At 56.2% G+C, this 24,824-nt stretch carries 31 protein-coding genes and 1 riboswitch; of the genes, 27 read left to right on the plus strand and 4 right to left on the minus strand.

All coding sequences use genetic code 11. The features are described 5' to 3' along the window. Positions 1–175: 175 nt before the first annotated feature. The 5 genes from NWF31_RS08335 (at position 176) to mtnP (ending at position 5,309) form a co-directional block, all read left to right on the plus strand. Positions 176–1,129, plus strand: a complete 954-nt coding sequence (locus NWF31_RS08335) for a stalk domain-containing protein (protein ID WP_258360049.1) — start codon at positions 176–178, stop codon at positions 1,127–1,129. A 173-nt stretch (positions 1,130–1,302) separates the two neighbouring features. Then, positions 1,303–1,412, plus strand: a riboswitch (TPP riboswitch). 54 nt (positions 1,413–1,466) lie between these two features. Beyond that, the gene (locus tag NWF31_RS08340) at positions 1,467–3,044 is read left to right on the plus strand and encodes a thiamine-phosphate synthase family protein (protein WP_258360050.1); all 1,578 of its coding nucleotides are present in this window, start codon (positions 1,467–1,469) and stop codon (positions 3,042–3,044) included. 77 nt (positions 3,045–3,121) lie between these two features. After that, positions 3,122–4,180: an S-methyl-5-thioribose-1-phosphate isomerase gene (gene mtnA, locus NWF31_RS08345; protein ID WP_258360051.1), complete on the plus strand. Its 1,059-nt coding sequence runs from the start codon at positions 3,122–3,124 to the stop codon at positions 4,178–4,180. Positions 4,181–4,247: 67 nt separating this feature from the next. Next, a complete protein-coding gene (locus tag NWF31_RS08350; RefSeq protein WP_258360052.1) occupies positions 4,248–4,406 on the plus strand; it encodes a hypothetical protein in 159 nt (52 codons plus the stop codon). 120 nt (positions 4,407–4,526) lie between these two features. Then, positions 4,527–5,309, plus strand: a complete 783-nt coding sequence (gene mtnP, locus NWF31_RS08355; RefSeq protein WP_258360053.1) for an S-methyl-5'-thioadenosine phosphorylase — start codon at positions 4,527–4,529, stop codon at positions 5,307–5,309. 3 nt (positions 5,310–5,312) lie between these two features. Here mtnP and NWF31_RS08360 read toward each other — a convergent pair whose 3' ends face one another. Both NWF31_RS08360 and NWF31_RS08365 read right to left on the minus strand, forming a co-directional pair. Further along, positions 5,313–6,272: a S66 peptidase family protein gene (locus NWF31_RS08360; protein ID WP_258360054.1), complete on the minus strand. Its 960-nt coding sequence runs from the start codon at positions 6,270–6,272 to the stop codon at positions 5,313–5,315. Between the two features lie 121 nt (positions 6,273–6,393). Further along, positions 6,394–6,636 carry a DUF1540 domain-containing protein gene (locus tag NWF31_RS08365; protein ID WP_258360055.1) on the minus strand — a complete coding sequence of 81 codons (243 nt, stop codon included), beginning with the start codon at positions 6,634–6,636 and terminating at the stop codon, positions 6,394–6,396. Positions 6,637–6,866: 230 nt separating this feature from the next. Here NWF31_RS08365 and NWF31_RS08370 point away from each other — a divergent pair, with 230 nt between their 5' ends. The 16 genes from NWF31_RS08370 to NWF31_RS08445 all read left to right on the plus strand — a co-directional run bounded on the left by NWF31_RS08370 (position 6,867) and on the right by NWF31_RS08445 (position 18,700). After that, positions 6,867–7,103, plus strand: a complete 237-nt coding sequence (locus NWF31_RS08370) for an SHOCT domain-containing protein (RefSeq protein ID WP_258360056.1) — start codon at positions 6,867–6,869, stop codon at positions 7,101–7,103. A 92-nt stretch (positions 7,104–7,195) separates the two neighbouring features. Beyond that, entirely contained in the window at positions 7,196–8,092 is an 897-nt protein-coding gene (gene htpX / locus NWF31_RS08375; protein ID WP_258360057.1) for a zinc metalloprotease HtpX, read from the plus strand. Beyond that, positions 8,089–8,661, plus strand: coding sequence for a PspA-associated protein PspAB (gene pspAB, locus NWF31_RS08380; protein ID WP_258360058.1), 573 nt, complete (start codon positions 8,089–8,091; stop codon positions 8,659–8,661). The genes htpX and pspAB overlap by 4 nt, the downstream gene beginning before the upstream one ends. Positions 8,662–8,684: 23 nt before the next feature. Next, on the plus strand, positions 8,685–9,386 hold the full coding sequence (locus tag NWF31_RS08385; protein ID WP_258360059.1) for a PspA/IM30 family protein: 702 nt from the start codon (positions 8,685–8,687) through the stop codon (positions 9,384–9,386). Continuing rightward, on the plus strand, positions 9,383–9,661 hold the full coding sequence (pspAA, locus tag NWF31_RS08390) for a PspA-associated protein PspAA (protein ID WP_258360060.1): 279 nt from the start codon (positions 9,383–9,385) through the stop codon (positions 9,659–9,661). Before NWF31_RS08385 ends, pspAA begins: the two co-directional genes overlap by 4 nt. Before the next feature lie 256 nt (positions 9,662–9,917). After that, positions 9,918–11,189: an S-layer homology domain-containing protein gene (locus NWF31_RS08395; protein ID WP_258360061.1), complete on the plus strand. Its 1,272-nt coding sequence runs from the start codon at positions 9,918–9,920 to the stop codon at positions 11,187–11,189. 284 nt (positions 11,190–11,473) lie between these two features. Next, positions 11,474–12,046: a xanthine phosphoribosyltransferase gene (xpt, locus tag NWF31_RS08400; RefSeq protein ID WP_258360207.1), complete on the plus strand. Its 573-nt coding sequence runs from the start codon at positions 11,474–11,476 to the stop codon at positions 12,044–12,046. Between the two features lie 393 nt (positions 12,047–12,439). Next, entirely contained in the window at positions 12,440–12,919 is a 480-nt protein-coding gene (locus NWF31_RS08405) for a 4Fe-4S dicluster domain-containing protein (RefSeq protein WP_258360062.1), read from the plus strand. Then, the gene (locus NWF31_RS08410; protein ID WP_258360063.1) at positions 12,920–14,719 is read left to right on the plus strand and encodes an aldehyde ferredoxin oxidoreductase family protein; all 1,800 of its coding nucleotides are present in this window, start codon (positions 12,920–12,922) and stop codon (positions 14,717–14,719) included. Positions 14,720–14,879: 160 nt separating this feature from the next. Further along, on the plus strand, positions 14,880–15,149 hold the full coding sequence (locus NWF31_RS08415; protein WP_258360064.1) for a MoaD family protein: 270 nt from the start codon (positions 14,880–14,882) through the stop codon (positions 15,147–15,149). A gap of 218 nt (positions 15,150–15,367) precedes the next feature. Then, complete coding sequence (locus tag NWF31_RS08420) at positions 15,368–16,675, plus strand: NAD(P)/FAD-dependent oxidoreductase (protein WP_258360065.1); 1,308 nt, start codon at positions 15,368–15,370, stop codon at positions 16,673–16,675. 99 nt (positions 16,676–16,774) lie between these two features. Further along, positions 16,775–17,053, plus strand: a complete 279-nt coding sequence (locus tag NWF31_RS08425) for an LA_3696 family protein (RefSeq protein WP_258360066.1) — start codon at positions 16,775–16,777, stop codon at positions 17,051–17,053. 43 nt (positions 17,054–17,096) lie between these two features. Beyond that, complete coding sequence (mntA, locus tag NWF31_RS08430; RefSeq protein WP_258360067.1) at positions 17,097–17,492, plus strand: type VII toxin-antitoxin system MntA family adenylyltransferase antitoxin; 396 nt, start codon at positions 17,097–17,099, stop codon at positions 17,490–17,492. A gap of 2 nt (positions 17,493–17,494) precedes the next feature. Next, entirely contained in the window at positions 17,495–17,938 is a 444-nt protein-coding gene (gene hepT / locus NWF31_RS08435) for a type VII toxin-antitoxin system HepT family RNase toxin (RefSeq protein ID WP_258360068.1), read from the plus strand. Positions 17,939–18,009: 71 nt separating this feature from the next. Then, positions 18,010–18,267 carry a hypothetical protein gene (locus NWF31_RS08440; RefSeq protein ID WP_258360069.1) on the plus strand — a complete coding sequence of 86 codons (258 nt, stop codon included), beginning with the start codon at positions 18,010–18,012 and terminating at the stop codon, positions 18,265–18,267. 1 nt (position 18,268) lies between these two features. Then, positions 18,269–18,700 carry a type II toxin-antitoxin system VapC family toxin gene (locus NWF31_RS08445; RefSeq protein ID WP_258360070.1) on the plus strand — a complete coding sequence of 144 codons (432 nt, stop codon included), beginning with the start codon at positions 18,269–18,271 and terminating at the stop codon, positions 18,698–18,700. Positions 18,701–18,754: 54 nt separating this feature from the next. On the opposite strand, the gene NWF31_RS08450 is transcribed toward NWF31_RS08445, so the two are convergent. Further along, the gene (locus NWF31_RS08450) at positions 18,755–19,927 is read right to left on the minus strand and encodes a CapA family protein (protein ID WP_258360071.1); all 1,173 of its coding nucleotides are present in this window, start codon (positions 19,925–19,927) and stop codon (positions 18,755–18,757) included. A 192-nt stretch (positions 19,928–20,119) separates the two neighbouring features. On the opposite strand from NWF31_RS08450, the gene NWF31_RS08455 reads away from it, so the two are divergent. The 6 genes from NWF31_RS08455 to NWF31_RS08475 all read left to right on the plus strand — a co-directional run bounded on the left by NWF31_RS08455 (position 20,120) and on the right by NWF31_RS08475 (position 23,028). Then, on the plus strand, positions 20,120–20,791 hold the full coding sequence (locus NWF31_RS08455) for an MBL fold metallo-hydrolase (RefSeq protein ID WP_258360072.1): 672 nt from the start codon (positions 20,120–20,122) through the stop codon (positions 20,789–20,791). Between the two features lie 149 nt (positions 20,792–20,940). After that, a complete protein-coding gene (locus tag NWF31_RS08460) occupies positions 20,941–21,201 on the plus strand; it encodes a ribbon-helix-helix domain-containing protein (protein ID WP_258360073.1) in 261 nt (86 codons plus the stop codon). Beyond that, positions 21,201–21,530, plus strand: a complete 330-nt coding sequence (locus NWF31_RS08465) for a type II toxin-antitoxin system PemK/MazF family toxin (RefSeq protein ID WP_258360074.1) — start codon at positions 21,201–21,203, stop codon at positions 21,528–21,530. The genes NWF31_RS08460 and NWF31_RS08465 overlap by 1 nt, the downstream gene beginning before the upstream one ends. Beyond that, a complete protein-coding gene (locus NWF31_RS08470; RefSeq protein WP_258360075.1) occupies positions 21,527–22,144 on the plus strand; it encodes an IMPACT family protein in 618 nt (205 codons plus the stop codon). The genes NWF31_RS08465 and NWF31_RS08470 overlap by 4 nt, the downstream gene beginning before the upstream one ends. 62 nt (positions 22,145–22,206) lie before the next feature. Next, on the plus strand, positions 22,207–22,308 hold the full coding sequence (locus NWF31_RS14975) for an AbrB/MazE/SpoVT family DNA-binding domain-containing protein (RefSeq protein ID WP_422880266.1): 102 nt from the start codon (positions 22,207–22,209) through the stop codon (positions 22,306–22,308). Positions 22,309–22,332: 24 nt separating this feature from the next. Then, positions 22,333–23,028: a cell wall hydrolase gene (locus NWF31_RS08475; RefSeq protein WP_258360076.1), complete on the plus strand. Its 696-nt coding sequence runs from the start codon at positions 22,333–22,335 to the stop codon at positions 23,026–23,028. Between the two features lie 185 nt (positions 23,029–23,213). On the opposite strand, the gene NWF31_RS08480 is transcribed toward NWF31_RS08475, so the two are convergent. Next, positions 23,214–24,461: a competence/damage-inducible protein A gene (locus NWF31_RS08480; protein WP_258360077.1), complete on the minus strand. Its 1,248-nt coding sequence runs from the start codon at positions 24,459–24,461 to the stop codon at positions 23,214–23,216. Positions 24,462–24,824: the final 363 nt, after the last annotated feature.

Consider the following 24,824-nt stretch of genomic DNA (forward strand, 5'->3'; position numbering starts at 1 on the left):
TATCGCCGGTTGTGACCGACCTAGCGGTACCCTTCCGGCCAGGGGTGATAATCGATACCATACCCCAAAAAACCGGTTCCTTGTACGAAGTATATGGTGAAAAAAGGGTGGGAGCATTCCCGGCGGTGCATCGCTCCGCCCATATCCCTTAACCTATAACGGAGGTGCCTGTTTAATGAACAAATTTAAACGGTTGCTGGTGTTCTTTGTTGGCGTGTTACTTGTATTTACTTTTATTGTGCCCGCCTGGGCGCAACCGGCAGGCAAGAAGCCCCTTGGCAAAGTGGGCGGTGTGGAGCTGGAAGCGGATGTCGAGGGTGATGCAGAAATCCCCGACGGCGACCAGGAGCGGAAACGGGAGAGAGAACGGGGGTGGGAACGGTTAAACTTACACCAGGGGGCCAGCGTGACGGAGCATGTCTACCGTGGTGTGGCCAATGCCCTGCTGCACGTGAAAAACCCGGTTGCGCGGGCTGCCCTGACGGCAATCCTGGAAGGGGAAAGTGTCGCGGAGGCAGTTTATAAGGCCAAAGATGCGCTGACCTCCTGGAAGAATGCCGATGAGATTGCCGTTGTTGCCGAACAGCTGGAAAACGCCGTGACAGCCGATACCACCCTGGACGCGGCAACCCGCCTGCAGCTTAGAAAACATTTGAGTAAGATGTACTACCATGCCGGCCGGTTCAAAAATGCGCGGGAATTGTTGGAGGCCATCCTGGCGCAGGAACCGGGTGACGAAGAAGCTTACCGGGAACTGGACGAAACCCTTGCTGCTGCCGGGGATTTACAGGTCAAGGTCTATGTCAAAGGACGGAGCCTGGGCTTTGATGTCGCGCCGCGGGTGGAAAACGGCCGTGTCCTGCTGCCCGTACGGGCCCTGGCCGAAGCCCTGGGGGCGGAGGTAAAATATGAGAACGGCCGGGTAACCATTCAAAACGGTGGCAGCACCATTCGCCTGGTAATCGGGAGTAACCAAGCTGTGGTTGACGGTGTCACGGTTTACCTGGATGTCCCGGCGCGGGTGGAAGGCAATCGTACCCTGATCCCCCTTCGCTTTGTCAGCGAGAAATTCAAGGCTAAAGTTGATTATTACACAAAGAGTCGGATGGTAGCCGTCCAGGAAATATAAATATTATCCCGGGGAAAAGGCAGGTGCAGCCGTGGCATAGCTTGTTAGGCCCGCGGCGTTCAGAACCGGCCCCGCCACAGGCGGGGCTTTTGGTATATAGGCTGAAAATGCCATTGTTAAAAGGTATGTACCGGACTAGCATTTCGTGCTATAATTAAATTCGTAACAATAGAAAATTGAGTCCGGGGAGCCCGGGGCAGGGCTGAGAAAGGACCGGTGCGGGTCCTGACCCGTTGAACCTGATCAGGGTAATGCCTGCGCAGGGAGAAAGTTTGGATCATTGTAACCACTCCTACGCGGGAGTGGTTTATTTTTATCCAGGAGGTATAATAAAATTATGATCGGCAAAGTTAACGATGATTTTTTCCGCAGGGCCATTCTTCCCCATACGGGCGCGGCAGCGCCGCAGCTGGTAGTAGGGCCGCAGATGGGGGTGGACGCCGCCGTCTTGAAGATTGGCGAAGAATACCTGGTCGTCGCCGAAGACCCTATATTCCCGGGGCCAACCATGTCCCCCGATGATTTCGGCTGGATCACCGTCCACATCGGCGCCAGTGATGTGGCGGTAATGGGTGTCAGGCCCCGGTTCATGACCTACTCCCTCCTTTTGCCCCCCGATACGCCGGAAAGCTACATAGCCGAGCTGGTAAAAAGCATTAGCCTTTATGCCGCGGAACTGGGGATTACCATTGCCGGCGGCCATACAGGATTTTACGGGGCCGTCAACGTGCCGACCATAGGCGGCATAACCGTCTGGGGCCTGGGGCGGGAGTTTGTGACCCCGGCCGGGGCCCGCGTTGGCGACGATGTGATTATAACCAAGGGTGCTGCCATTGAAGGGGCGGCTTTGCTGGCCTGCGAGCTGGAGGAGAAATTATTGGCGGCAGGAATAGAACCGGGACTGGTGGAACGCGCCAAAAAGCGCCTGCGGGAAATGTCGGTAGTGGCCGAAGCCGGGATTGCCATGGAAACCGGCGGGGTTCACGCCATGCACGACGCCACCGAAGGCGGCCTGGCCCGGGGGCTGTGGGAAGTGGCCGAAGCATCGGGTGTAGGCCTGAAGATTGAACGTTCCCGGGTACCGGTTCCTGAAGACGTCAGGGCCGTGTGTGCCCACTTCGACCTGAACCCCTATGAAATTATCAGTGAGGGCACCCTGGTGCTGGCATGTGCCCCGGAAAAAACTGGCGCCCTGCTGGCCGCCCTGCAGGAGGCGGGCCTGGAAGGGGCCGTCATCGGGAGGGTGATACCCGGAACTGAAGGGCGCTTCTGGGTAGAAGACGACGGCCAGCAGGTGGAGCTTGTGCCGCCGCCGGCGGACCGTTTTTGGGATGTATTCTTTAATGCCCTGGCCTTAAAGAACGATAACCGCACGGCGGCCGAACTGGCCCTGTGCCGGGAACTGGGCGAGGCCGTCAGGGAACTCCAGGCGGCCGACATAATAGCCGCCTTAATCCCGGAAATTGGCGCCAACCTGGCTTACTGCCTGCCGGAAGCCAGGGATTTGAAGGACGTAGCGGCCATACCCGGCCGCCTGCTCCGCTTTAAAGGGCAGGTGGCCGCCCTGGGCGAGCCGGAAATGGGCTGCTCCAAACACATGGGCGGTACTATCCTGGTGGTACGCGAGTTTTTCCCTGCTGCTCGCTGTGTAATCAATCTTCGCTATAGCCCGCGCATCCATCAGGCCTGTGCCGGCCTGGGGCTAAAGGTGGCCAGCATGCCCGTACCGGCCGGTTACCGCCAGGAAGATGCCGAATTTTACCGCGACCTGCGCCAGACCCTGGCCGGGTGCCGGGAACTGCCCGATGTCATTGAAATCCCGGATCGCCTTAATCTAGAGCGTCTGATCCTGGTCCTGGGGAAGAACCCGGCGGAAATCGTGGCTAAAGTAAAAGCCCTGGCGGCGAGAATGTAAGAAGCAGGCTAAGAGGAAACCCGTGGCAGCCATCGCGGGCCACGGGTTTAACCTGTACCCGCCCGGAGGTGTTTTTATTGCATTACGAACCTGTTACGCCTATCCGCTGGCATAACGGCCAGGTGGAAATCATTGACCAGACGCGCCTGCCCGGGGAGCTGGCCTTTATCCGCCCGCAGACGGTGGAGGAAATGTGGGACGCCATTAAACAGCTAAAGGTCCGGGGGGCACCGGCCATCGGCATAGCTGCCGCCCTGGGCCTGTACCTGGCCGTCAAGGATAGCCGGGCCGGGAACAGAGCCGAATTTGAGAACGAGTTAAAGAAGGCTGCCGCTTACCTGGCCACATCCCGGCCGACGGCGGTCAACCTTTTCTGGGCCCTGCAGCGGGTTGAGGCAGCCATAGCCGCCGCCACCACCGATGACATTGCGGCCTTAAAGGAACTGGTGTTAAGGGAAGCCCTGGCCATCCGCGACGAGGATGAAGCCACGTGCAGGGCCATAGGCCGGAACGGCGCCCCCCTCCTCCGGGATTTGGAAGCCGTCCTCACCCACTGCAATGCCGGTACCCTGGCTACCGCCCGCTACGGCACCGCGCTGGCGCCCGTTTATTACCTGGCTTCCTGCGGCAAGGTCCTTAAAGTGTTTGCCGACGAAACGCGGCCCCTGCTCCAGGGAGCGAGGCTTACGGCCTGGGAACTGCACCGGGCCGGCATTCCCGTTACCCTCATTACCGATAATATGGCCGCCGCCGTCATGGCCCGGGGACTGGTGCAGGCGGTCGTCGTCGGCGCCGACCGTATTGCCGCCAACGGCGATGTGGCCAACAAAATCGGCACCTACGGGCTGGCCATACTGGCAAAGGACCACGGCCTCCCCTTTTATGTGGCGGCGCCGGCTTCTACTTTTGATTTAAGCCTGAAAAGCGGTGAAGAGATTCCCATTGAAGAAAGGGACCCGGCGGAGGTAACCCATTTCGGCCTGCGGCCGACGGCGCCCGAAGGTATAGACGTTTTTAACCCGGCCTTTGACGTGACGCCCAACCGTTACGTTACGGCAATTATTACCGAAAAAGGGATTATCAGACCACCCTACCAGGAAAATATCCTGCAGGTGCTGGACGTTGGCAGGGCTTAACGGCGCATAATAATAAAAAACTACCTGCAAAGGAGGCCGGGCTGTTAAGTGGATAAAGAAAGAAGAATTGACGAGGAACGGCGGCTGGCAGAAGCCCTGGCTGAGGAAGAAGAGCAAAAAAAGGGAGCAGTTCGTCCGCAGTATCCTGCGGGAAAGGGAGGGCATAGCCGCCGAAAGGGAGAAATTCCTCCACGATTTAAAAACCGGGTCCATCAAGAAATTATAGCGAAGAAGGGGCTATTTGCCTTGTATCCGTGCGGCAGGTGGCCCCTTATATTATTTATACATCTATGATAAAATTGTTAAATAATGGACCAATACCGGAAAGGAAGGAGCTGTTGCCCGGGTGCGAATAGCTATTATCGGCGGTTCCGGGGTTTACGATCCGGGGATTTTAAGGGCCATCAGGGAGGAAAAGGTTGAAACGCCCTACGGCCCGGCTGTGCTAAAGGTCGGTACTTACCAGGGCGAGGAAATAGGTTTCATGCCCCGCCATGGCGAGAAGCATACCGTGCCTCCCCACCGGGTGAATTACCGGGCCAACATCTGGGCTTTAAAGATGCTGGGAATAGAACGCGTTCTGGCCACGGCCGCCGTCGGTTCTACGAACCCCGCATACAGGCCGGGGGATTTTGTCATTGTCAATGATTTCCTGGACTTTACCAAGACGCGCTCTTATACCTTTTTTGAAGGCGGCGAGATGGGGGTGGTGCATACTGATTTTACCACTCCTTACTGCCCCGAGCTGCGGCGGCTCTTTGTTGAGACGGCCGCCGGGCTGGGGATTAAAGCCCACGACGGCGGGGTTTATGCCTGTACCGAAGGGCCCCGTTTTGAAACCCCGGCCGAGATCCGCATGATCCGGCAGCTTGGTGGGGATCTGGTGGGCATGACCAACGTCCCGGAAGTAATCCTGGCCCATGAGGTGGGCCTCTGCTACGGCCTCATTGCTATGGTAACCAATATGGCGGCGGGGATTTCCACTACACCCTTAAGCCATGCCGAGGTACTGGAAATCATGGACCAGAACGGCAAGAACCTGCGGGAACTCATCATGCAGACCATCCCCAGGATACCCCGGGAAAGGAATTGCCGCTGCGGCCTGACGGGGGAAAAAATTGAAGTTTAAGGTTTAAGGCGGCGTTACTGCCGCCTCCAGGTAGGTCAATGTACATGCCGCCGCATCCAGGCAGGCGCGGATACCCAGGGGCAGGGTGGCCTGGGTGGCCAGGTGGCCGGCAGGCAGGCCGTAGAAACAGGGGATACCCAGGGGCGCAATGAGGCTGGCTATGACTTCCAGGAGGCCGGGTTGATGGGTGGAATCCCCGCAGCCGGTACAGAAACCAAAAACGATACCGGCTGCCGCCTCCAGCTTGCCTGCCAGCTTGAGCTGGGTAAGCATGCGGTCGATGCGGTAAGGAGCCTCATCCACTTCTTCGAGGAAGAGAATTTTCCCCCGGGTATCAATTTCAAAGGGTGTACCCAGGCTGGCCGCTACCAGGGACAGGTTACCGCCCGCAACTATTCCCTCCGCCCGCCCGGGTGTAATGGTCACGGGCGGGGGTAATCCCGGTGCCGGTGGAATGCTGCCCGGGGGTGCCGCAACCGTCAGGGCGCGGCAGAGGCATTCCCTGGTATAGGATGACAGGTCTTCGTTGCCCAGTTCGGGATAAAGCATGGGGCCGTGGAAGGTTACCAGGCCGGTTAATTTGTTGAAGGCCAGGTGCAGGGCGGTAATATCGCTGTAACCGACAAAAATTTTGGGGTGGGAGCGGATGAGGTTCAGGTCAAGGCCCGCCAGGAGGCGCAGGGTGCCGTAACCGCCCCGCAGGCAGAAAATCGCCTTTACCTCCGGATCTAGGAACATTTCGTGTAAATCAGCCAGGCGCCGGCTGTCGCTGCCGGCCAGGTAACCGGTAGCCTTGCCGATATGGGTGCCGGTACGGACCTTGTAGCCCTGGTTGAGCAAGAAACCGACCCCCCTGGTCAGGTACGCTTGATCCAGGAGGGGGCTGGCCGGGGCTATAATGCCTATCATGTCGCCTTTTTGCAGGGCCTGTGGTTTATTAATAGGAAGAATTGTTGCGAACATGGATGCCTCCCGCGGATTGGCTTCCTTCGCCTGTGGCGGCTTTTATCAATAATATATATGCCCTGGATAAAATAAAAACGGCAGGTTATACCTGCCGTATGCCTTTAATTTTTCCGGGCTGCTATTTGCGGGTGATGCCGTCGGCGCTCTTTTCAGCAGACCCCCTGGCAACGAAAGTCTTGCAACAGGTCTCTGCCGAAGACTTAACAGGGGTAGCTGAAATACTACCGGCCATCGGGGCATCAACATTCTGGGGTTGAGAATTGCTTGTAGCATCGGAAGTTACCAGAATCTGAGAAGCGTCACATACGTTACCGCTGGACCAGTAATGACAGTTGTTAACACTGCAGGTGATGCGCGGCATGAAGGCCACCTCCAAAGAATTTATTTTAATATACAATTTCCTTGAGGTGACCTTTTTATGCTAGTTATTATTGATATAAATTACAGCTCACCGGTATATACTATTTTTGAAGTTTTAGTGAAGTTCCTTGACAAAGATGAAACCAGTAAATAAGATGGACTTAAACTACAGGCAGGGGGTATGTCAAACCAACCCTGACTTGCTAAAAATAGTTATGGAGGTTATGATATATGATGTGGGGATATTATGGCAACTGGGGGATAGGCCTCTGGATGCTGGTCTGGTGGGTATTAGTAATCGGCATCCTGGTCCTGGCGGTCTATGGCCTGGTAAGCCTGTTTAACCGCCGCACCGGCCAGCAGCCCGCACTGCGTCCCGACCCCCAGGCGATATTGAAGGAACGCTATGCAAGGGGTGAAATTACCACCGAGGAATACCACCGTATGCGCGAGGAACTCAGGGAGTGATATATCCAATTCCATGCTCTGGGGGAACTCTTCAAGGCGGTCATCAACCGTCCCCGCAGATTGCAACTTTCTATTTCGGGGGAGGGTCGCAAATGCGACGACAACTTGGTAGTGACGCCGGATTAACGGCGCGGATGTTTTTAACCATGTTTTTACTCGCTGCTGTATACCTCTTTTTCCTGGCCGTCCTGTGGCAGGCCGGGGTTAGTTATACGGGTATCATTCTTTTTGTCGGGATCATGCTAGCCGTACAGTATTACTTTTCCGACCGTATGGTTCTCTGGTCCATGGGTGCCCGGGAGGTATCGCCCGCGGAAGCGCCGGAACTCCATGCCCTGGTGGAGCGGCTGGCGGCCCTGGCCGATTTACCCAAACCACGGGTGGCTATTGTGCCTACATCCATGCCCAATGCCTTTGCCACCGGCCGTAGCCCGAAACATGCCGTAGTGGCGGTGACAACAGGCATCATGCAGCGTCTTACTACGGCGGAACTGGAAGCCGTGCTGGGCCATGAGCTGAGCCACATCAAAAACCGGGATATGACGGTACTCACCCTGGCCAGCTTTTTTGCCACCGTCGCTTCGTTTATTATGCAACACTTTTTTTACTGGGGCGGTGCCTTTGGCGGCCGGGACCGGGAGGGGCGCAATAACGCCATGGTTGTCTACCTTGCTTCCCTGGTCGTGTGGGTTATCAGCTTCTTTCTTATCCGGGCCCTGTCCCGTTACCGGGAATTTGCCGCCGACCGGGGGGCGGCCATCCTGACGGGGTCGCCGGGACAGCTGGCCTCCGCCCTGGTGAAGATCAGCGGTAGCATGGCCCGTATACCCGACCGGGACCTGCGCCAGGCCGAAGCCTTTAACGCCTTTTTCATTATCCCGGCTCTGAGCGGTAACAGCCTGATGGAGTTACTTTCCACCCATCCCTCCCTGGAACGCCGCCTGGCCTACCTGCGTAAACTGGAACGGGAAATGGAGGATTGGCGGTGAGTTTCTGGGACGCCCTCCTGGGGCGCACCCGGGTACCGCCGGCACGAACGGAACCTCTATTTGCCCTGAGCACAGCTATTATAACCCTCGAAAGTGAGCTGGGCTGGCAACCGGGGGGTCGGGCGGGAGTCGTGCTGCGGCCCGGGGAAGATAGTTTCTTCACCGCCACCCAGGAAGAAACGGAAGAGCTTGTAACCCTGGCGGCCAGGGAAATGGAAGGCCGGCTGGAGAGCAAAAAGGATGAATACGGCTACCGGTGGCTCATTTTTGCCGATCGCGATTGGGAAGACCTGGTTGCCCTGGCCCACATGGCCGGCCAGAATTTTAAAGAAAAAGGTGCCGGCGACCGCCTGCTGGCGGCGGTTTTTAAGTTGCAAAAAAAGGCCCAGGTCCTCTATCTTATTTTCAGCTATAAACGAGGAGCCTATTATCCCTTTATCCCCGTTGACGAACAAAAAAAGAAACGGGATAATGCCGGGGAAATGCGCCTGGCGGCTTTAATGGAAAAAGAGCTTCCCTGGGAGAAGGATATGACCCGCTGGTATCCCCTGTGGGGCTGCCCGGTATAATTCACGAAAGGAGTTTTATACTTATGGGGCTTCTGTCGCGCATGTCGACGATTTTCAAATCCAAGATGAACAAGATCCTCGATCAGGTAGAAAATCCCCAGGAAACCCTGGAGTATTCCTACAACCGCCAGCTAGAAATGCTCCAGAATGTCAAGCGCAACCTGGCGGATGTCGTTGCCTCTAAAAAACGCCTGGAACTCCAGGCCGTCAAGCTGAAGGACAGCCAGAAAAAGCTGGAAGACCAGGCCCGCCAGGCCCTGCAACTGGGACGGGAAGACCTGGCCACCACCGCCCTGGAGCGGAAAGCAGCCATCCAGCAGCAACTCGAAGGCCTGGAAGAACAGATTAAAGGGCTGGAGGCAGAACAGGCAAAACTTGCTGCCGTAGAGGCCAAGCTCCAGGCCAAGGTGGAGGCCTTCCGGACCAGGAAAGAAATAATAAAAGCGCAGTATTCGGCGGCCCAGGCCCAGGTCAAAATTGGTGAGGCGGCCACCGGCCTTTCGGAAGAACTGGCTGATGTCTCCCTGGCCATTCAACGCGCCGAAGAAAAAACGGAGCAAATGCGGGCCCGGGCGGCAGCCATAGATGAACTGGTAAGTTCCGGGGTCCTGGAGGATGCCCTGGAGCCGGCCGATCCCCTGGAACGAGAACTGAAGCAGGCCAGCGCTGCCACTCAGGTCCAGGCGGAGCTGGAACGCTTGAAGAAAGAGGTGGGCAAAGGTTGATTATCCGTATTTTAACGGAAGGCCAGTACCGGCTGACAGGGGAGGCCCTGGCCGAGCTGGACCGCCTGGACGACAGGCTACTGGACGCCCTTGAAACAGGTAACCCTGAAGAGTATGAAAGCAGCTTTCGCGAGGTTTTGTCCTTAATCCGGGGGCGGGGCATGCGTATTCCTGATACGGAACTGGTAGAATCGGATCTTATCCTGCCGGCACCGGATACTACCTTTGAAGAAGCTCTGGATCTCTTTGCCGACTACCCGCGGCAACTGAGTTAAGTAAACAAAACCACACATAATAGCAGGTATCTTTTATAGATACCTGTTTTTTTACTGGCACAAAATGGAAGGATATAGTATAATAGGAATATGTTGGACGTGCGCGGGCTGGTATTATTCTGAAGCAGGCGGCTTTGTTGCGGGCGGCAAGGGGGCCTGGCGAGGCCAGGATTGAGCCATAAGCCGGTCCGCAAGGGCTACGGAAGGAGCAGACAATGCCGGCCTGTAATAAAGCTATTTTACGGGAGGGGAGAAAATGCGAAAAGCCAGCTTGGCCGGGCTGATTATGTTTTTTATGCTGCTTCCCTGGGGAACGGCCTGGGCCGGGCCGGCGGCGAGTTCACTTGTGACCCTGTTGCCGCCGGAGCAGGCCGAGGCACCGGTATTAACCCGGGGCGGGTTTGCCGTTATGCTGGTAACTGCAGCCGGGATTAAAAGTGAAGCCCGCGGTGCCGACCTGCCAGGGGACGTCCCCGATGCAAGCTGGTACGCCCCGGCTTTACAGGCTCTCTGGCAGGAGGGTATGATTCACGGCTATCCCCAGGGTAGCCTGCGCCCCGAACAAGGTATAACCAACCTGGAGGCGGTTATCCTTACAGCCCGTGTGCTTGGCCTGCCCAACGAGATCAGTTCACCTGCTACTGATTTAGAGCCCGGTGATATACCCTATGGCTTTAACCAGTATGCCTATTTCCAGCGCCAGGGACTGCTACCCCCTGGCGGGCCAATGGACCTGTTAACACCGGGCGCTGCCGCCGGCTGGCTGGCTGAAGTCTTTAGCTCCGAACCCCGGGCCAGGGATCTTATGGATAAATGCCGCCGGGCCCTGGCCAGGCAGCAGGGGATTGCTACCAGGGGGAAGGCCAGCCTTAAAATTCACAGCCGGCCGGGCCTGCCGTATACAGAGGAGATAGATCGCCTGGCGATTACCGGGGAGGTTGTCAATGAAATCCTCCTGCCGGGACAAATGCACCAGGTTACCAACCTGGAGCTGGAAGGGCCTAAAAATCTGTACATTGAACAGTTCGCCATTGATGGCAACCTTTATCGCCGGGTTGTGGAAGAAGGCGGCCAGGCCGGCGACTGGCAGCAGTTAAACCTTGCTCCTGACGTAAGTATCCTGATGCGCCAGCAGCAAAACCTGGGACTGCCGGCCAACCTCTATTCTTACCTGCGCTATCATTACCTGGGACCAAGCCGGGTAAACGACCAGGAAGTCCTGGGGATCAGTTTTTATACCCGCCTGCATACAGCAACACCTGTTACCCAACTATTACCGCCGACGCCTTTGGGTGAGGGGATAGCAGCCTACCTGGACCCATCGGAAAAGCTCATCCGTTCCTTCTCGTACTGGGGTCTAATCTACCTCAACCCGCAGACCTTTTTGCCCGTAAGGAGTGTCATCAACCTCGTCATGGCTTTTGCCCCTGCTTACCGGGGGCAGCCAGCTCCTTTGACGGCCATGGAATTGTGCTACCAGGTAGACAGTTACACTTACCAGGGTATTAAAATTAATCTACCGTTTTAGTTAACGGTACCGGTAAAGGATTATTAATAGGAAAATTCCCATGACAATTACTTCATGAAAACGGTGCAATGGGAACAGGGGTTACCCGGTTGGCAACTCAAAGTGCACTACCGGGAGATACCAAAGGTGGTGGGCGGTTAACGGGGTTGTTTTTTCTATGGCCCCTGCTCTTATCCCCCCTTTTTTTGGCGAATAACCTTCTCTTTTAGCCCGGCTTACGCTATAATAGCTTTATCGTTATAGCCTTCAATAAGCAGGGGGAGGAGCAAGGAAGCTTGTCGATCGTGGAATTGTTAAAAGAAAAAATTCGCCAGGAGGGGCGGGTTCTTTCCGACGATATTTTAAAAGTAGATTCCTTTTTAAACCATCAGATTGACCCTATCTTGATGTTAAAAGTTGGCGAGGAATTTGCCCGCCGCTTTGCCGGTACAGGTATTACCAAGGTCCTGACGGTAGAAGCCTCGGGGATAGCTGTAGCTCTCATGACGGGTCTGAGCCTACGGGTGCCGGTAGTTTTTGCTAAGAAAAAGCAGCCTTCCACCATGAATGAAGATACTTACTGTGGCCGGGTGCGTTCTTTTACCAAAGAGGAGGTCATAGATATAGTAGTGGCCGGCAGCTACCTGGGACCGGAGGACCGGGTGTTGATTATTGATGACTTTCTTGCCTCCGGGGAGGCGGCCCGGGGCCTGTTAAAGATTATTGACCAGGCGGGGGCAACACTGGTGGGCGTGGGTACCGTGATCGAGAAGGTTTTCCAGAGCGGCGGCGAGTCCTTGCGTGAAAGGGGTATCCGGGTGGAATCCCTGGTACAGATCGGCAGCCTGGCCGGGGGTCAAATTGAATTTTTAAATTAATTTTACATCGTATAGCAGGATTTTTTTACCGGACGGCGAAATAAATACCTGACAATTGGATAAATTACTTCCGAGTTGCCACTTCCCTCCGGGAAGGGCAAACGTCAGGGCCGGGGAGCAATCCCTTGACCTGCTAGTGGGCAAAGGAAGGTACTCTTAGCTTAAGTGGAGTACCTTTTTTCTTTAGGTGGCGCCCTTAAAGGGGGCCGTCTTCAAGGCTGGTAGAATCGGCCTTTACCCGCTACGGGGCCTGGCGGGAGAGAGTTCCCTTTTTCCGGCAGGTTTTTGGCCGCAGGGTCAAGGCTCTAAAAGGGAGAGGGGAGGTGATGGCGCCGGGCAGGCAAAAGGCAAGAAGTCTAATTTGTTCGAAAAAACGCGAGAGGAGGATGTATTGTGGCCAAGGTACTGGTAGTAGATCAGGAAAAATGCACTGCCTGCCGCCGCTGTGAGCTGGCTTGCTCCTTTAAGCATACCGGTGAATTCAACCCGGCGGCGGCGCGGCTATCGGTGGCGGCCTTTCTGGATGACGATTACTACCTGCCGGTAGTCTGCCAGCACTGCGACGAACCCGCCTGCCAGGCCGTCTGCCCGGCCGGGGCTATCAACCGCGACGGCAGAACAAATGCCGTGATAATTAACGAGGACCGCTGCATAGGTTGCCGCATGTGCATCATGGCCTGTCCCTTTGGCGGGACCGATTACTCGGTATCCGAACACAAGGTAGTCAAGTGCGATCTCTGCGGGGGCGAACCGGAGTGTGTCCTCAACTGCCCCTGGGGAGCCCTGGAATATAAAGAACCGGCCGGCCAGGCCCTGAGCAAGCGGCAGGAGATGGCGCGCAAAGTCCAGGCTGCTTTACGGGAGGTGGTCTAGATGTACGGCTGGATTGGACAATTGCTGCGGGTGAATTTGAGCAGCGGCGAATGCAAGACGGAAAAGCTGGACCCGGTCCTGGCCCGGGATTATGTCGGCGCCCGCGGGATGGCCAGCAAGATCCTTTATGATGAAATTGACCCGGGCGTTGATCCTCTAGCACCGGAAAACAAGCTCATCTTTATGACCGGTCCCCTCACCGGCACCATGGCCATCTCCGGCAGCCGTTTTAACGTCGTCACCAAGTCACCCCTGACGGGAGCCATCGCTGCCTCCAGCTCCGGCGGCTATTTTGGGGGCGAGCTAAAATACGCGGGCTTTGACGGCATTATTTTTGAAGGCAGGGCGCCCGAACCTGTCTACTTGTGGATTGAGGACGGCGTTTGCGAGTTGCGGCCGGCGGGTGAACTGTGGGGCAAAAACACCCACGAGACGGAAGACGCCATAAAAGCGGCTACCTGCCCCAATGCCAAGGTGGCATGCATCGGCCCGGCAGGAGAGAAGCTGGTGCGTTTTGCCTGCATTATCAATGACAAGCACCGGGCTGCTGGCCGATCCGGCGTGGGCGCCGTCATGGGCTCGAAGAACCTGAAGGCTATCGCCGTCCGCGGCCACGGCGGTGTAAAGGTTGCCGACGGGGCGGCTTTCCGGGAGGCAGTTCTGGCGGCCCTGGGCAAGATCAAGGCCAATGACGTTACCCATGGCGGCCTGCCGGCCTACGGTACAGCTATACTGATCAATGTCATCAACTCCCACGGTGGCCTTCCTACCCGCAACTTCCAGACGGGCGTCTTTGCCGGGGCGGCCAAAATCAGCGGTGAGGCCCTGGCGGAAAATTACCTGGTGCGGAATAAAGGCTGCCTGGCCTGCCCCATTGCCTGCGGCCGCGCAACCCTGGTAACCGGCGGTCCCTATGCCGGCCACGGCGAAGGGCCGGAATACGAAGCCCTCTGGGCCATGGGCGCCGACTGCGGTATTGACGACCTGGCGGCGGTGACCAAAGCCAACTACCTGGCCAATGAGCTGGGTTATGATCCCATTACCTTCGGTGCCACCCTGGCCTGCGCTATGGAGCTTTATGAGAAGGGCTACCTGCCGGCCCGGGACACCGAATTGCCCCTGGAATTTGGCAGTGCCGCCGTGCTGGTGGAGACGGCCAGGAAAGTGGGCTATCGCGAGGGCATCGGCGATCTCCTGGCAGAGGGTTCCTACCGCCTGGCCGAGCGTTACGGCCACCCGGAACTGTCTATGAGCAGCAAGAAGCAGGAATACCCGGCCTATGACCCGCGGGCCCTCCAGGGCATCGGCCTGAACTACGCCACCTCCAACCGCGGCGGCTGCCACGTGCGCGGTTATACCATAGCTGCGGAGGTGCTGGGCATACCGGTGCAGGTTGACCCCCTTGCCGCAGAAGGCAAAGCGGCCCTGGTGAAAACCTTCCAGGACCTCACGGCCCTGGTGGACGCCAGCGGCATGTGCCTTTTCACCACCTTCGCCCTGGGAGCGCCGGATGTTGCCGGCATGCTCGCCCCGGCTACCGGCGTACCTTATACGGAAGAGAGCGGTCTCCTGGCGGGAGAAAGGATTTATAACCTGGAGCGCCTCTTTAATTTCGCCGCCGGGTTGACAAAAGCCGATGATACCCTGGCGCCACGTCTCCTCACGGAACCCCTTCCTGAAGGACCGGCTAAGGGTAAGACTTCCGCCCTGGTGCAGATGCTGGCGGAATACTATCAAGTACGCGGTTGGGACGAGGAGGGCCGGGTAACGGCGGCCACCCGGGAAAGATTGGGGCTGTAGGCTTAAACAAAGCCCTGGGGGTTATATCTCAGTTCCCATTTAGGCCCCGGGCAGGGAGGGTCTTACCGGCCAGCCTGCCAAGCTGGTAGAATTCGATTATATACCAGGGCAGGACCTCTCCCTGCTTTGCTAATCTCCTTGTGTGGAGGTCCAACGGCTAATGGAAGTAGAGCTCCTCGGTTTCTTGCAGCGGGCATCCGGGGCAAGCCGGGTGGAAGTTGAAGCAGCCACCGTGGGCGAAGCCCTGGCGGCCCTGACTACCCGTTACGGCGAAAAATTCCGCCGTGAACTCATGACTGCGGACGGTGGGCTCAAAAGAGGCATAGCCATCCTGGTCAACGGGCGTAACATTAACTTCCTCCAGGGGATGGATACCTCGCTAAACCCGGGAGATAGAATCACTATTATTCCCCCGGCTGCCGGCGGGTAACGGCCGGACCAAAAGGGGCCCGGGGAGGAAGGTTTTACTCTTTGACGCCCCCCTTAGCCGGATGAAGGAGGAACCGCCGGCGACCGTAAAAAAGGCGGCCCGGCGGTTCGCCCCATTTTTAACAGGAGGCAGGCCGGCAGGAGGTTACTTCCCGGCCAAAGAGCAGCGGGGAGAGAAGGTAACCGCCTTAAGAGCACATTTTTAAGCAGAGAAAGTTGGTGTCTGACGCGATGCGCTATCTGATACTCGGCAACGGCGCCGCCGGGGTGGCCGCGGCACGGGCCGCCCGCAGCGCTGACCCGGCCGGGGATATTACCATTGTCGGCGATGAGCCCTACCCCTATTACGCCCGCGTCCTTACCTCTTACTACCTGGGCGGCCTGGTTCTCCGGGAGCGGCTCTGGCTGGCGGGTGAGGAGTGGTACGAATGGCAGCGGGTACGGCTGATCAAGGGGCGGCGGGCAGTGGCGGTCGATACTGGAAGCTGCCGGGTGGGTCTGGATGACGGCCGGGAGCTTCCCTACGACCGCCTGCTGGTAGCCACCGGGGCGTCCCCGCAGCAAATTGACGTACCGGGCGGCAAACTGGCCGGGGTTTTTACCCTGCGAACTATAGACGACGCCACCGCCATCGGCAAATTTGCTCCTCCCGGTTCGCAGGCGGTTGTAATCGGCGGCGGCCTGGTGGGTATCAAGGCGGCCGAAGGCCTCCACGCCCGGGGGCTCCACGTGCGCCTGGTAGTATCTTCGGGCCGGCTCCTTTCCCAGGCCCTGGACGACGCCGGCGCGGAACTGGTGCGGCGGGCTATGGCGGGCGCTGGATTTACTATTCACTTGCAGGAAGATGTCATTGCCCTGGAAGGGCGGGAAAAAGTAACTGCCGCCGTCCTGCGCTCCGGGGTTACGGTACCGGCGGATGTCGTGGTCGTGGGCAAAGGGGTGCGTCCCAATGTGGAGTTCCTGCAGGGCAGCGGGGTAAAAATGGACCGTGGTATACTGGTGGATGATTACCTGGCCACCAATGTACCCGGTGTCTACGCCGCCGGTGACGTTGCCCAGGCCTATGATTATGCCTGGCAGGAGTCACGTATTAACGCCATCTGGGGCAATGCCGTGGAACAGGGACGCCTGGCCGGGCTCAACATGGCCGGACGCCGTGCGCCTTATCGCGGCGGCATCGGGCGCAATTCCCTGGTAGTTAACGGCCTGGGGGTCATCAGCGGCGGCGTTGTCAACCCGCCCGGTGAAGGGCAAGGCTCCCCGGCAGGGCACAAGGAGGGAACAGGCGTCAATGTTAGTGCGGTCCGGTCCCCCCATGGAGACTACCAGGTGGTGACGCGCCTGGACGAAAAACACCTTTATTACCGCAAAGCCGTCCTCCAGGGACGGCGGCTGGCCGGCATGGTAGCCGTAGGTCCGCCTGGCGGCGCCGGGGGGTTCCAATCCCTCATCGGGCGGGAAGTAAAAGAAAAATACATCGCCGGTTTCCTGGACGGCAGTTTCACCTGGGCCATGGTAGGGCGGTGACTTACGAGAGCGGGTCAGAACCCGCTCTTAGTTTGTATGTAACGTTTTATTCAGCTGGAAATTATGCTAAACTAAAAATAAAGGAGCGTGAGAAATTGTATGAGTATTGTATTGCTCCCGGAGATTTTACGGCAAAAATTAGGAGAAGACGGTGCCAGGGAACTGGTAAACCTTTTAAATGCCAGCGCCAAAAATAATAAAGAGGATACGGTGGAATTTGTCGCTGAGCGGATAGAACGCCGGCTGGCAGAAATGAAAGCTGATATTGAGGCCAGAATTTCAGCCCTGGAAACACGGCTGACGTGGAGGTTATTCGCCTTCTGGATAGGCCAGGCGGCTTTTTTCTATGGATTGGTGAAAGTATTTCTGGTTAAATAGGGATGCTTAGAACAGGAGCAACCCTTTACTTAAGGTGACCGGCATGGATGATAAAATTTACGAGCAGTTAAAAAGTTATTTTAACGAGCGACAAAATATACGGTTGGCCTTTTTATTTGGTTCCCGGGCCAGGGGCCGGGCCGGGGCGGCATCAGATGTAGACATCGGGGTATTTCTGGAGCCCGGTTATACCAGGCAGGATATTTATCAGATGTGGAACGAACTCGAGGATATGCTGGGGACAAAGGTAGATTTACTGGACTTAAATGAGGCGACACCCTCAATGGCCTGGGCAGCGCTAAAGGGCAAGCGTCTTTATATCGGGGATCAAAGTTTTTATATCCAATATCTTCTGGATATATCCCGGGAAGCTGAAGATTTCCAGCAATATGTACTTGACTGGTGGCGCTGGCGGATGAAAATCAGGGGGGCGGTGTAAAAATGGCACCGATTACTGATGAACAGGCAATTTCGATTATTCGTCGCCTGAGGTTTCTGGCTACTGAGTTAGAGGATTTGAAGGCTTATGTGCAAATGGATTATTTTCAGTACCAGAGCGATCGCAAAAGCCGCCGCGACGTGGAGCGGATTATTGAGAACCTGATCTACGCCGCCCTGGATATTGCCAAAATTCTTATCGCCGGCGAAAACCTGGAAGTGCCGGAAACCTACCGCCAGGCCTTTATCCAGCTCGGTGAAGCGGGCATTATTAATCGAGAGCTGGCCATAGCCCTAGCGGAAAAGGCCAGGACGAGGAATATTTTAGCCCACCAATACCTGGACATAAAATGGGAACTTATCAAAGATTTTTTAGCTGCTGGTATTGCTGATATGGAGCAGTTTAAGCAGCAGGTAGAGCAAAAAATAATCACCTTGCGGGATTAAATGTCTTCTTCTTAATACTTCTTGACACCAATGCCGTCATACTGTATGCTGTAATGGGTGGGGTGATAGGCATGGAGTATAAGTATCGTACCCAGCTTTACCTTGATGCAGACCAGTATCACTTTTTAAAGGAGCGCGCTGCTAGCTATAACATCAGCATGGCTGAGGTAGTACGGCAATTGATAGCTAAGGAACAAAACAAACAGGAAGAGATTGATCCTGAGGATCCTATCTTTCACCTGGGGCAGAAAACTATTTCCACCGGGCGTAGCGACGGCTCGGCAAATCATGACCGGTATATTTACCGGCAACGCCATGAGGACAGGTAACATGCAGCAACGGCAGGTGAGCAAAAAGGAATTCCTATTTATCGATACTTCAGCCTGGATAGCTCTTTATGATAGAGATGATGCCCATCACCAGGCAGCTGCGAATTTTTTTACCCCTGATAACTTGCGGGAGTACAGGCTTACTCCTGTAACCACAAACTTTGTTTTTGCTGAGGTTTACACTTATTTCTGCCGGAACCATTCGGCGGCTATTTATATAGGAAAGACGTTAAAGGAAAGCAAAACCCTTAGAATTGTGCGGGTAGAGGAAGCGGATGAAGCAATAGCCTGGGAAATAGCACGAAAGTATGCCGACAAGGATTTTAGCTATACGGATTGTACTAGTTTCGCGGTTATGCAGAGATTAAATTGCCGCAAGGCTTTCACTTTCGACAATCATTTCCGCCAGATGGGGTTTGAGGTTTTACCTTAACTGGAGTGTTAAAATTTATACCTGCGGTTTTTAGTGCTTGTTAACCGAACCCGTCTATTTCTCCCTGTTCAGTATGGCCTTCCCTTCTTTCACCTCCACCCCTGTCCCCAGCTTTTTGCTTAAATCCTGCACCTCGCTGAGGATTATAACCGCATCTTTCCCCTCCGCTTGGCGCGGTTGCTCTTCCACAATCTGCACCGGCAGTATCTCCGCCTGCTGCCAGCCTGCCTCTGCCACCTCTATTTTCAGCAGCAAACCCTGGCATGTCTCCCGCGACCAGTTTTGATCCATGATGAAATTACCCAGGCTGTAGGCTATGAGGCTGTCTTTATATACCTCCAGCCCCTGGAAGACGTGGGGGTGGTGACCCAGGATGATATCGACGCCGCCTTCCGCCAGGCAACGGGCTACCTGCCGTTGCTCATCAGACGGGGTGCGCTGGTATTCGGTGCCCCAGTGCAGGGATACGATGACGACATCCACGGCAGGTTTCAGTTTTTGCACATCCTGGAGAATATCTTCCACCAGGTAGGTATTATCGACTACCAGGGGTGCGATCCCGGGCTGGGTATCGGTGGCCCGGAAACGGCGCGGGTATTTGTGGCTCCAGTAGATATCGGCCATGTCGCTGTAGCCCAGGAAACCCAAACGAACACCGTTAACCTCTACAACAACCGGCTGCCGGGCCTGGTCCAGGTCGCGGCCGCCGCCGAAATATTCTATCCCGGCTTTCTTAAGGAGATCCATGGTCTGCAGGAAGGCCGGCGTGTCGTAGTCCAGGATGTGGTTGTTGGCAATATTCATGACGTCAAAGCCGCCGTCTTTCAGGACCTGAATGGCTTCCGGCCGGGAGCGGAACCAGATACCTTTGCCGGGTACTGGCGTGCCGGTGGTGGCCAGGGGGGATTCCAGGTTGCCGAAGGTCAGGTCGGCCTCCCTGAGGGTTGGGCCTAGTTTGGCCAGGGGATAGGCCGGCCCTTGCTCCTGCAAGAGCCGGTCAACTTTACGGGCCAGCATGACGTCGCCCACTGCCGCCAGGGTGAGAGGCCCGGGCGGTGGTTGAGGTCCAGGGCTGGCAGCCGGTTTTTCCCCGGCAGCCTGTTCCATCCCCCGGCTGAACCGGGCAGGAGTGAAACCGGAATGCCTTCCCGCATAAAATGCAACCCCGGCGATTAAGGCGATTAAGATGATGAACGCGATTAAGGCCGGTATTTTTTTATGTACCAACGGGAAATCCCCTTTTGTAGTAAAGATAGCAAATCCGGAGGCGGAACACTTTAAATTTTAACATAAAAAGCCGGCTTGATACAGGGCGTTGATAGACATGGAGGCTAAAAATTGCTAAAATAAGGTTAAGGTTGCAGGGGGATTAAAGCGGGTAATAATTTAAGATAATCCCTCATGAGGAGGCGATGTGAAATGCGCTGGTTGGGACATGCGAGTTTTTACCTGGAAACGCCGGCGGGGGTGCGGCTGGTGACCGACCCCTATGGGCCCCAGGTATCCCCGGCGGCGCCGGTAGTCACGGCTGACGTGGTAACCATTTCCCACGAGCACTTTGACCACAATTACCTGGACAATATCAAGGGTAATCCCGAAGTCTGGCGGGGCTTGACACCGGATGGAGATTGGGCGCAAATCGATTGTACATTCAAAGATGTCCGCGCTTATACTGTACCTACATACCATGATGATGCTGCCGGTGCCAAACGGGGTAAAAACGCCGTTTTCGTCTTGGAGGCAGGCAATCTCCGCCTGGCGCACCTGGGCGACCTGGGACATATCCTTAATGATGATCAGGTGCAGAAAATCGGCCGGTTAGATGTTTTGATGATCCCGGTGGGCGGGCACTTTACCATCGACGCCGCCCAGGCCTGGCAGGTGGTAGAGGCATTAAAGCCGCGGGTAGTCCTGCCCATGCATTACCTAGTACCGGGCATGCAGGGCTTCCCCATTGCCGGGGTTGACGAATTTACGGCCGGCCGGGCCAATGTGCGCCGCTTTGGGGAGGGCCGGATCGACCTGCGGGCGGAAGACCTGCCGGCAGAAACGGAGGTCTGGGTCCTGGCGGCCAGCCGGCCGCAGGTTTAACCTGATTGGCTTGATCCTGCTGGTAGAAGATATGACTTTATGTCCCCACCGTTGGACTTTTTCCAAACAGTGGGGATTTTTATTACCCTTGATCTTGACAGGTAAAATGTTAGAATGAAAGTGGGGACAGACAAAAAGGAGGCGATAACATGGAGCAATTGCGTACGACAGTTAGGATGCCGGCAGAGCTGCTCAAAGCTATTGAAGCAGTACGGGACCCGGAAGAGTTTCCGACCTTAAGCGATTTTGTGCGCAGGGCAGTTGAGAAATATGTACGGGAATTAAGGCGCGCAAAAATCGCAGCCGAGTGCAAGCGGCTGGCAGAAGGAGAAAACCTGGTTACCCTTGCCGAAGCCGATCTGGCCGATTATGCAGGGCGTATGGCGCAGGCTGAAAGGGGTGAAATTTGATGCCTGGTGAAGTGCCACGGCCGGGGGACATTTTCAGGGTAAGCCTGGAAGGAACCGGTCACATCTTGCAAGGACCGCATTACGGGGTGGTGGTTTCCGATGAACCTTTCAACTACCTTTCGACGGTAGTTATCGTACCACTTTCTACCGGTGCTAAACCTGCTACCTTCCGGCCGGAAATATCTTTTCACGGTAAGGCAACCAGGGCTCTGCCGGATCAGCTCCGGGCTGTGGATAAACGTCGGCTCAAAGAATACCAGGGCAGTGTGGCAGGCACTTCTTTTTTTTATGCCCTGCAAGAGGCGCTTAGGGAGCTGCTTGCCTTATGAAGAAAGAAGAAGATCGGCGCGGCTTATCTGCCGAAAGTGGCCCATCCTACCTTACTGTGGCCCGGGAAGCCACGGTCGAAATTAAAATCGAGCGTTCCCGTTTCATTGGTCATGCCTGCGAAGTAGACAGTGAAGCGGCGGCCAGGGAATTTATCGCCCGTATCCAGGCCGGGCACCGCCAGGCGACGCATAATTGTTTTGCCTACCGGCTGGGGACAGGGAAGCAAGAAATAACATATTACAGCGATGCCGGCGAGCCCAGCGGCACGGCCGGGCGGCCGATTTTAGGTGCCATTACCAGCCTGGGGCTGACCAATGCGGCAGTGGTGGTGACCCGTTATTTCGGCGGCAGGAAACTGGGGGTGCGGGGGCTCATTGAGGCCTATGGCCAGGCAGCCCGCCGCGTCCTGGAAGAAGCAGGGAGCATCCGGCGGGTCGTTACCCGCGAGCTAGATTTAACCTGTAGCTACGCTGAACTGGACCGCCTGCTTTACCTGGTTCACAGCCACGGGGGTAATGTGGTAGCTGCGGACTACGGCCGCGAGGTCCGGTTAAAGATTGCCATACCCATTTTGGCATGGAAAAAAATGCAAGCACTGTTAAAGAACAGGTAATTGACCTCAAATATAAAATGTAATACGATGAAAGCATCGATCATATTACTGGAGGCATCGACATGGAGGTTAAAGTATCTAGCAAATATCAGATAGTAATTCCCAAAGATGTCCGCGAACTCTTTAATATTAAAAATAGCCCTTTCTTGCCAAACTATACTTAAATCCCGGTAAGGAAGGGTAGGGAAATGGCCTGGCAATTCAGGTGGAGCCAGCACTTGCAAGAAAAAGGGCAGCGGTTGAAGGAGGTTATGGTTACCCGGCTGCTGGAAGCCGGGGAAAGTTTAAAAAATAAGACCCGCCCGGTTATAAGGGCTGCAGGGGAATGGACACATTCAACCTGGCAGGCCACCCGGCGCGAAATGCAACGCACCTGGCAGCACCTCAAGCCATTGTACCTGCCGAGGGGCTGGCAGTCCCGCCTGTTACTGGGCTTGCTGCTTCTCACAATTTTAATTCCGGGTATATACTCCGCGGGGATGGGGGCTCTTCCACCGCCGGCGGCCCGGCCCCTGCCTGCCGGCGTGAGGACAGACGATACCAATCTCCTGGCCCGCCTGGTGGCGGCAGAAGCCGAGGATGAACCCTACGCCGGGCAGGTGGCCGTAGTGGCCGTGGTGTTAAACCGCCTGAGGCACCCGTCCTTTCCCAATACAATCCCTGATATTATCTTTGAGCCCTGGGCCTTTGAATGTGTGGCCAACGGCCGTTACTGGGAGGTACAGGTTCGCGCCCGGGATTATGCGGCCGCCCAGGACGCTTTAAACGACTGGGATCCCAGCAACGGCGCCCTTTTTTTCTTTAATCCGGAAACGGCCACCAGTGCCTGGATCTGGACGCGGCCCCAGATCACCAGGATTGGGAATCATATTTTTACCCGCTGAGGATAATAAAAAACCGCTTCGCTTTTTTACTTAAATATCCCGGCGTGTTTACCGTTTCTACTATACGGTTCTTCATTATTGATTGCCGGGTACGACCAGGTAACCTGATTGGTAAAAAGCGCTGGTTCCCGTGGCGGCCTTTGCTCGCCGATCAGGCTGCCTGAGCGGCACAGGAAAACCGGATGTTAATTGTACGGGTTACTTCTTAAACCCCGCCAGAGCAGGTACAGGGCGGTCTGGGCAGACTGCCACTTGATGTTTTCCCGCTCGCCCACAAAAAGCTCCCGCTGTACCTCTACCTTACCCTGGATATCAAGCCCTATATAAACCAGACCTACGGGTTTGGCCGGCGTACTGCCGCCGGGGCCGGCAATACCGGTAATGCCGACACCTATATCGGCGGCAAAAGCCCGGCGCACGCCACGGGCCATGGCGGCGGCAACTTCAGGGCTGACGGCACCGTGAGCGGCTAGGATTTCCTCCGCTACTCCCAGGAGCTTTATTTTAGCCTCATTGCTGTAAGTAACCATACCGCCCAGGAAATAATCGGAACTGCCGGGGACATTGGTAACCCGGTGGGCCAGCAGGCCGCCGGTACAGGATTCCGCTACGGCCAGGGTCAGGTGCCGCCCGGCAAGAATGGTGCCGGTGACCCCTTCCAGGGTGTCGGCATCGCTGCCAAAAATATAATCACCCAGGCGTTCCCGGATGGCCGCCTCTAGGGGCATTATTAATTCCCGGGCCTGCTCCGGATTGCCGGCGCGGGCCGTAAGGCGCAAGGTTACCTCACCGGGTTTAGCCAGGGGTGCCAGGGTGGGGTTGTCGCCGTGGAGCAGGTCTTTCAGGACTTCTTCCACTGCCGATTCTCCCATCCCGGCAATTTTCAGTACCCGGGAGAAGATAACCTCCCGCCGGGCACCGTATGATTCCAGCAGGGGCAGGAGCCGGTCAACCACCATGGGTTCAAATTCCCGCGGCGGCCCGGGTAATAGTGCATAGATTTTTTCCTCATGTTCCAGAAAAATACCTGCTGCCGTGCCATAGGGATTGTCCAGGGCCCGGGCTCCGGCCGGTAGCAGGGCCTGCTTCAGGTTACCGGGCGGCATGGGTCGCCGGCGGGCGGCAAAATACCGGGTGACGTTTTCCCTGGCGGCCGCATCCTCCACCAGGGGTAAATTCAAGGCTGCGGCCAGGGCTTCCCGGGAGAGGTCGTCTTCGGTTGGCCCCAGCCCACCGCCAACGATAATAAGGTCGGCCCGCCGGCGGGCGTTATTGATAGCCTCGCGGATGCGTTCCAGGTTGTCGCCGACTACCACCTGGCGGTAAAGGTTAATGCCGGCCGCGGCCAGCTGCCGGCCCAAATAGGCGGCATTGGTATTAACAATCTGGCCCAGGAGCATTTCTGTGCCGGTGAAAATGGCTTCGGCGATCAAGGAAAACTTCCTCCTTAAGTTAAAAAGCGCCTGGCACCGGCGCTAATAATTAATGTACGGTTTCAGCAGCTGTAGTTGCGGGTCCGTGTTCTGCGGCGCCCAAATTGTTAATAGCAGTCACTGCAATTCCCAGGATTAGCCATCCGGCCAGGAAAAGTATTATTTGCCATTTTTTCATCTTGCTCCCACACCCTTTCTGAGTTGCAGTGTTACTCCCGCTAAAAGTATATCAGAGGGTTTTACCAGTTGCAATGGCAGGGGTACGGCTATATAATGCTGGTTGATAAAGGCTTTTACCAGCAGAAGGCATTTATTGGTTTCGCTCCTGAAAGAACGGGATGGCAAATTAATTTTCTTAAGTTT

Source organism: Neomoorella sulfitireducens (genome assembly GCF_024733845.1).
GTDB lineage: Bacteria > Bacillota > DSM-521 > Neomoorellales > Neomoorellaceae > Neomoorella > Neomoorella sulfitireducens.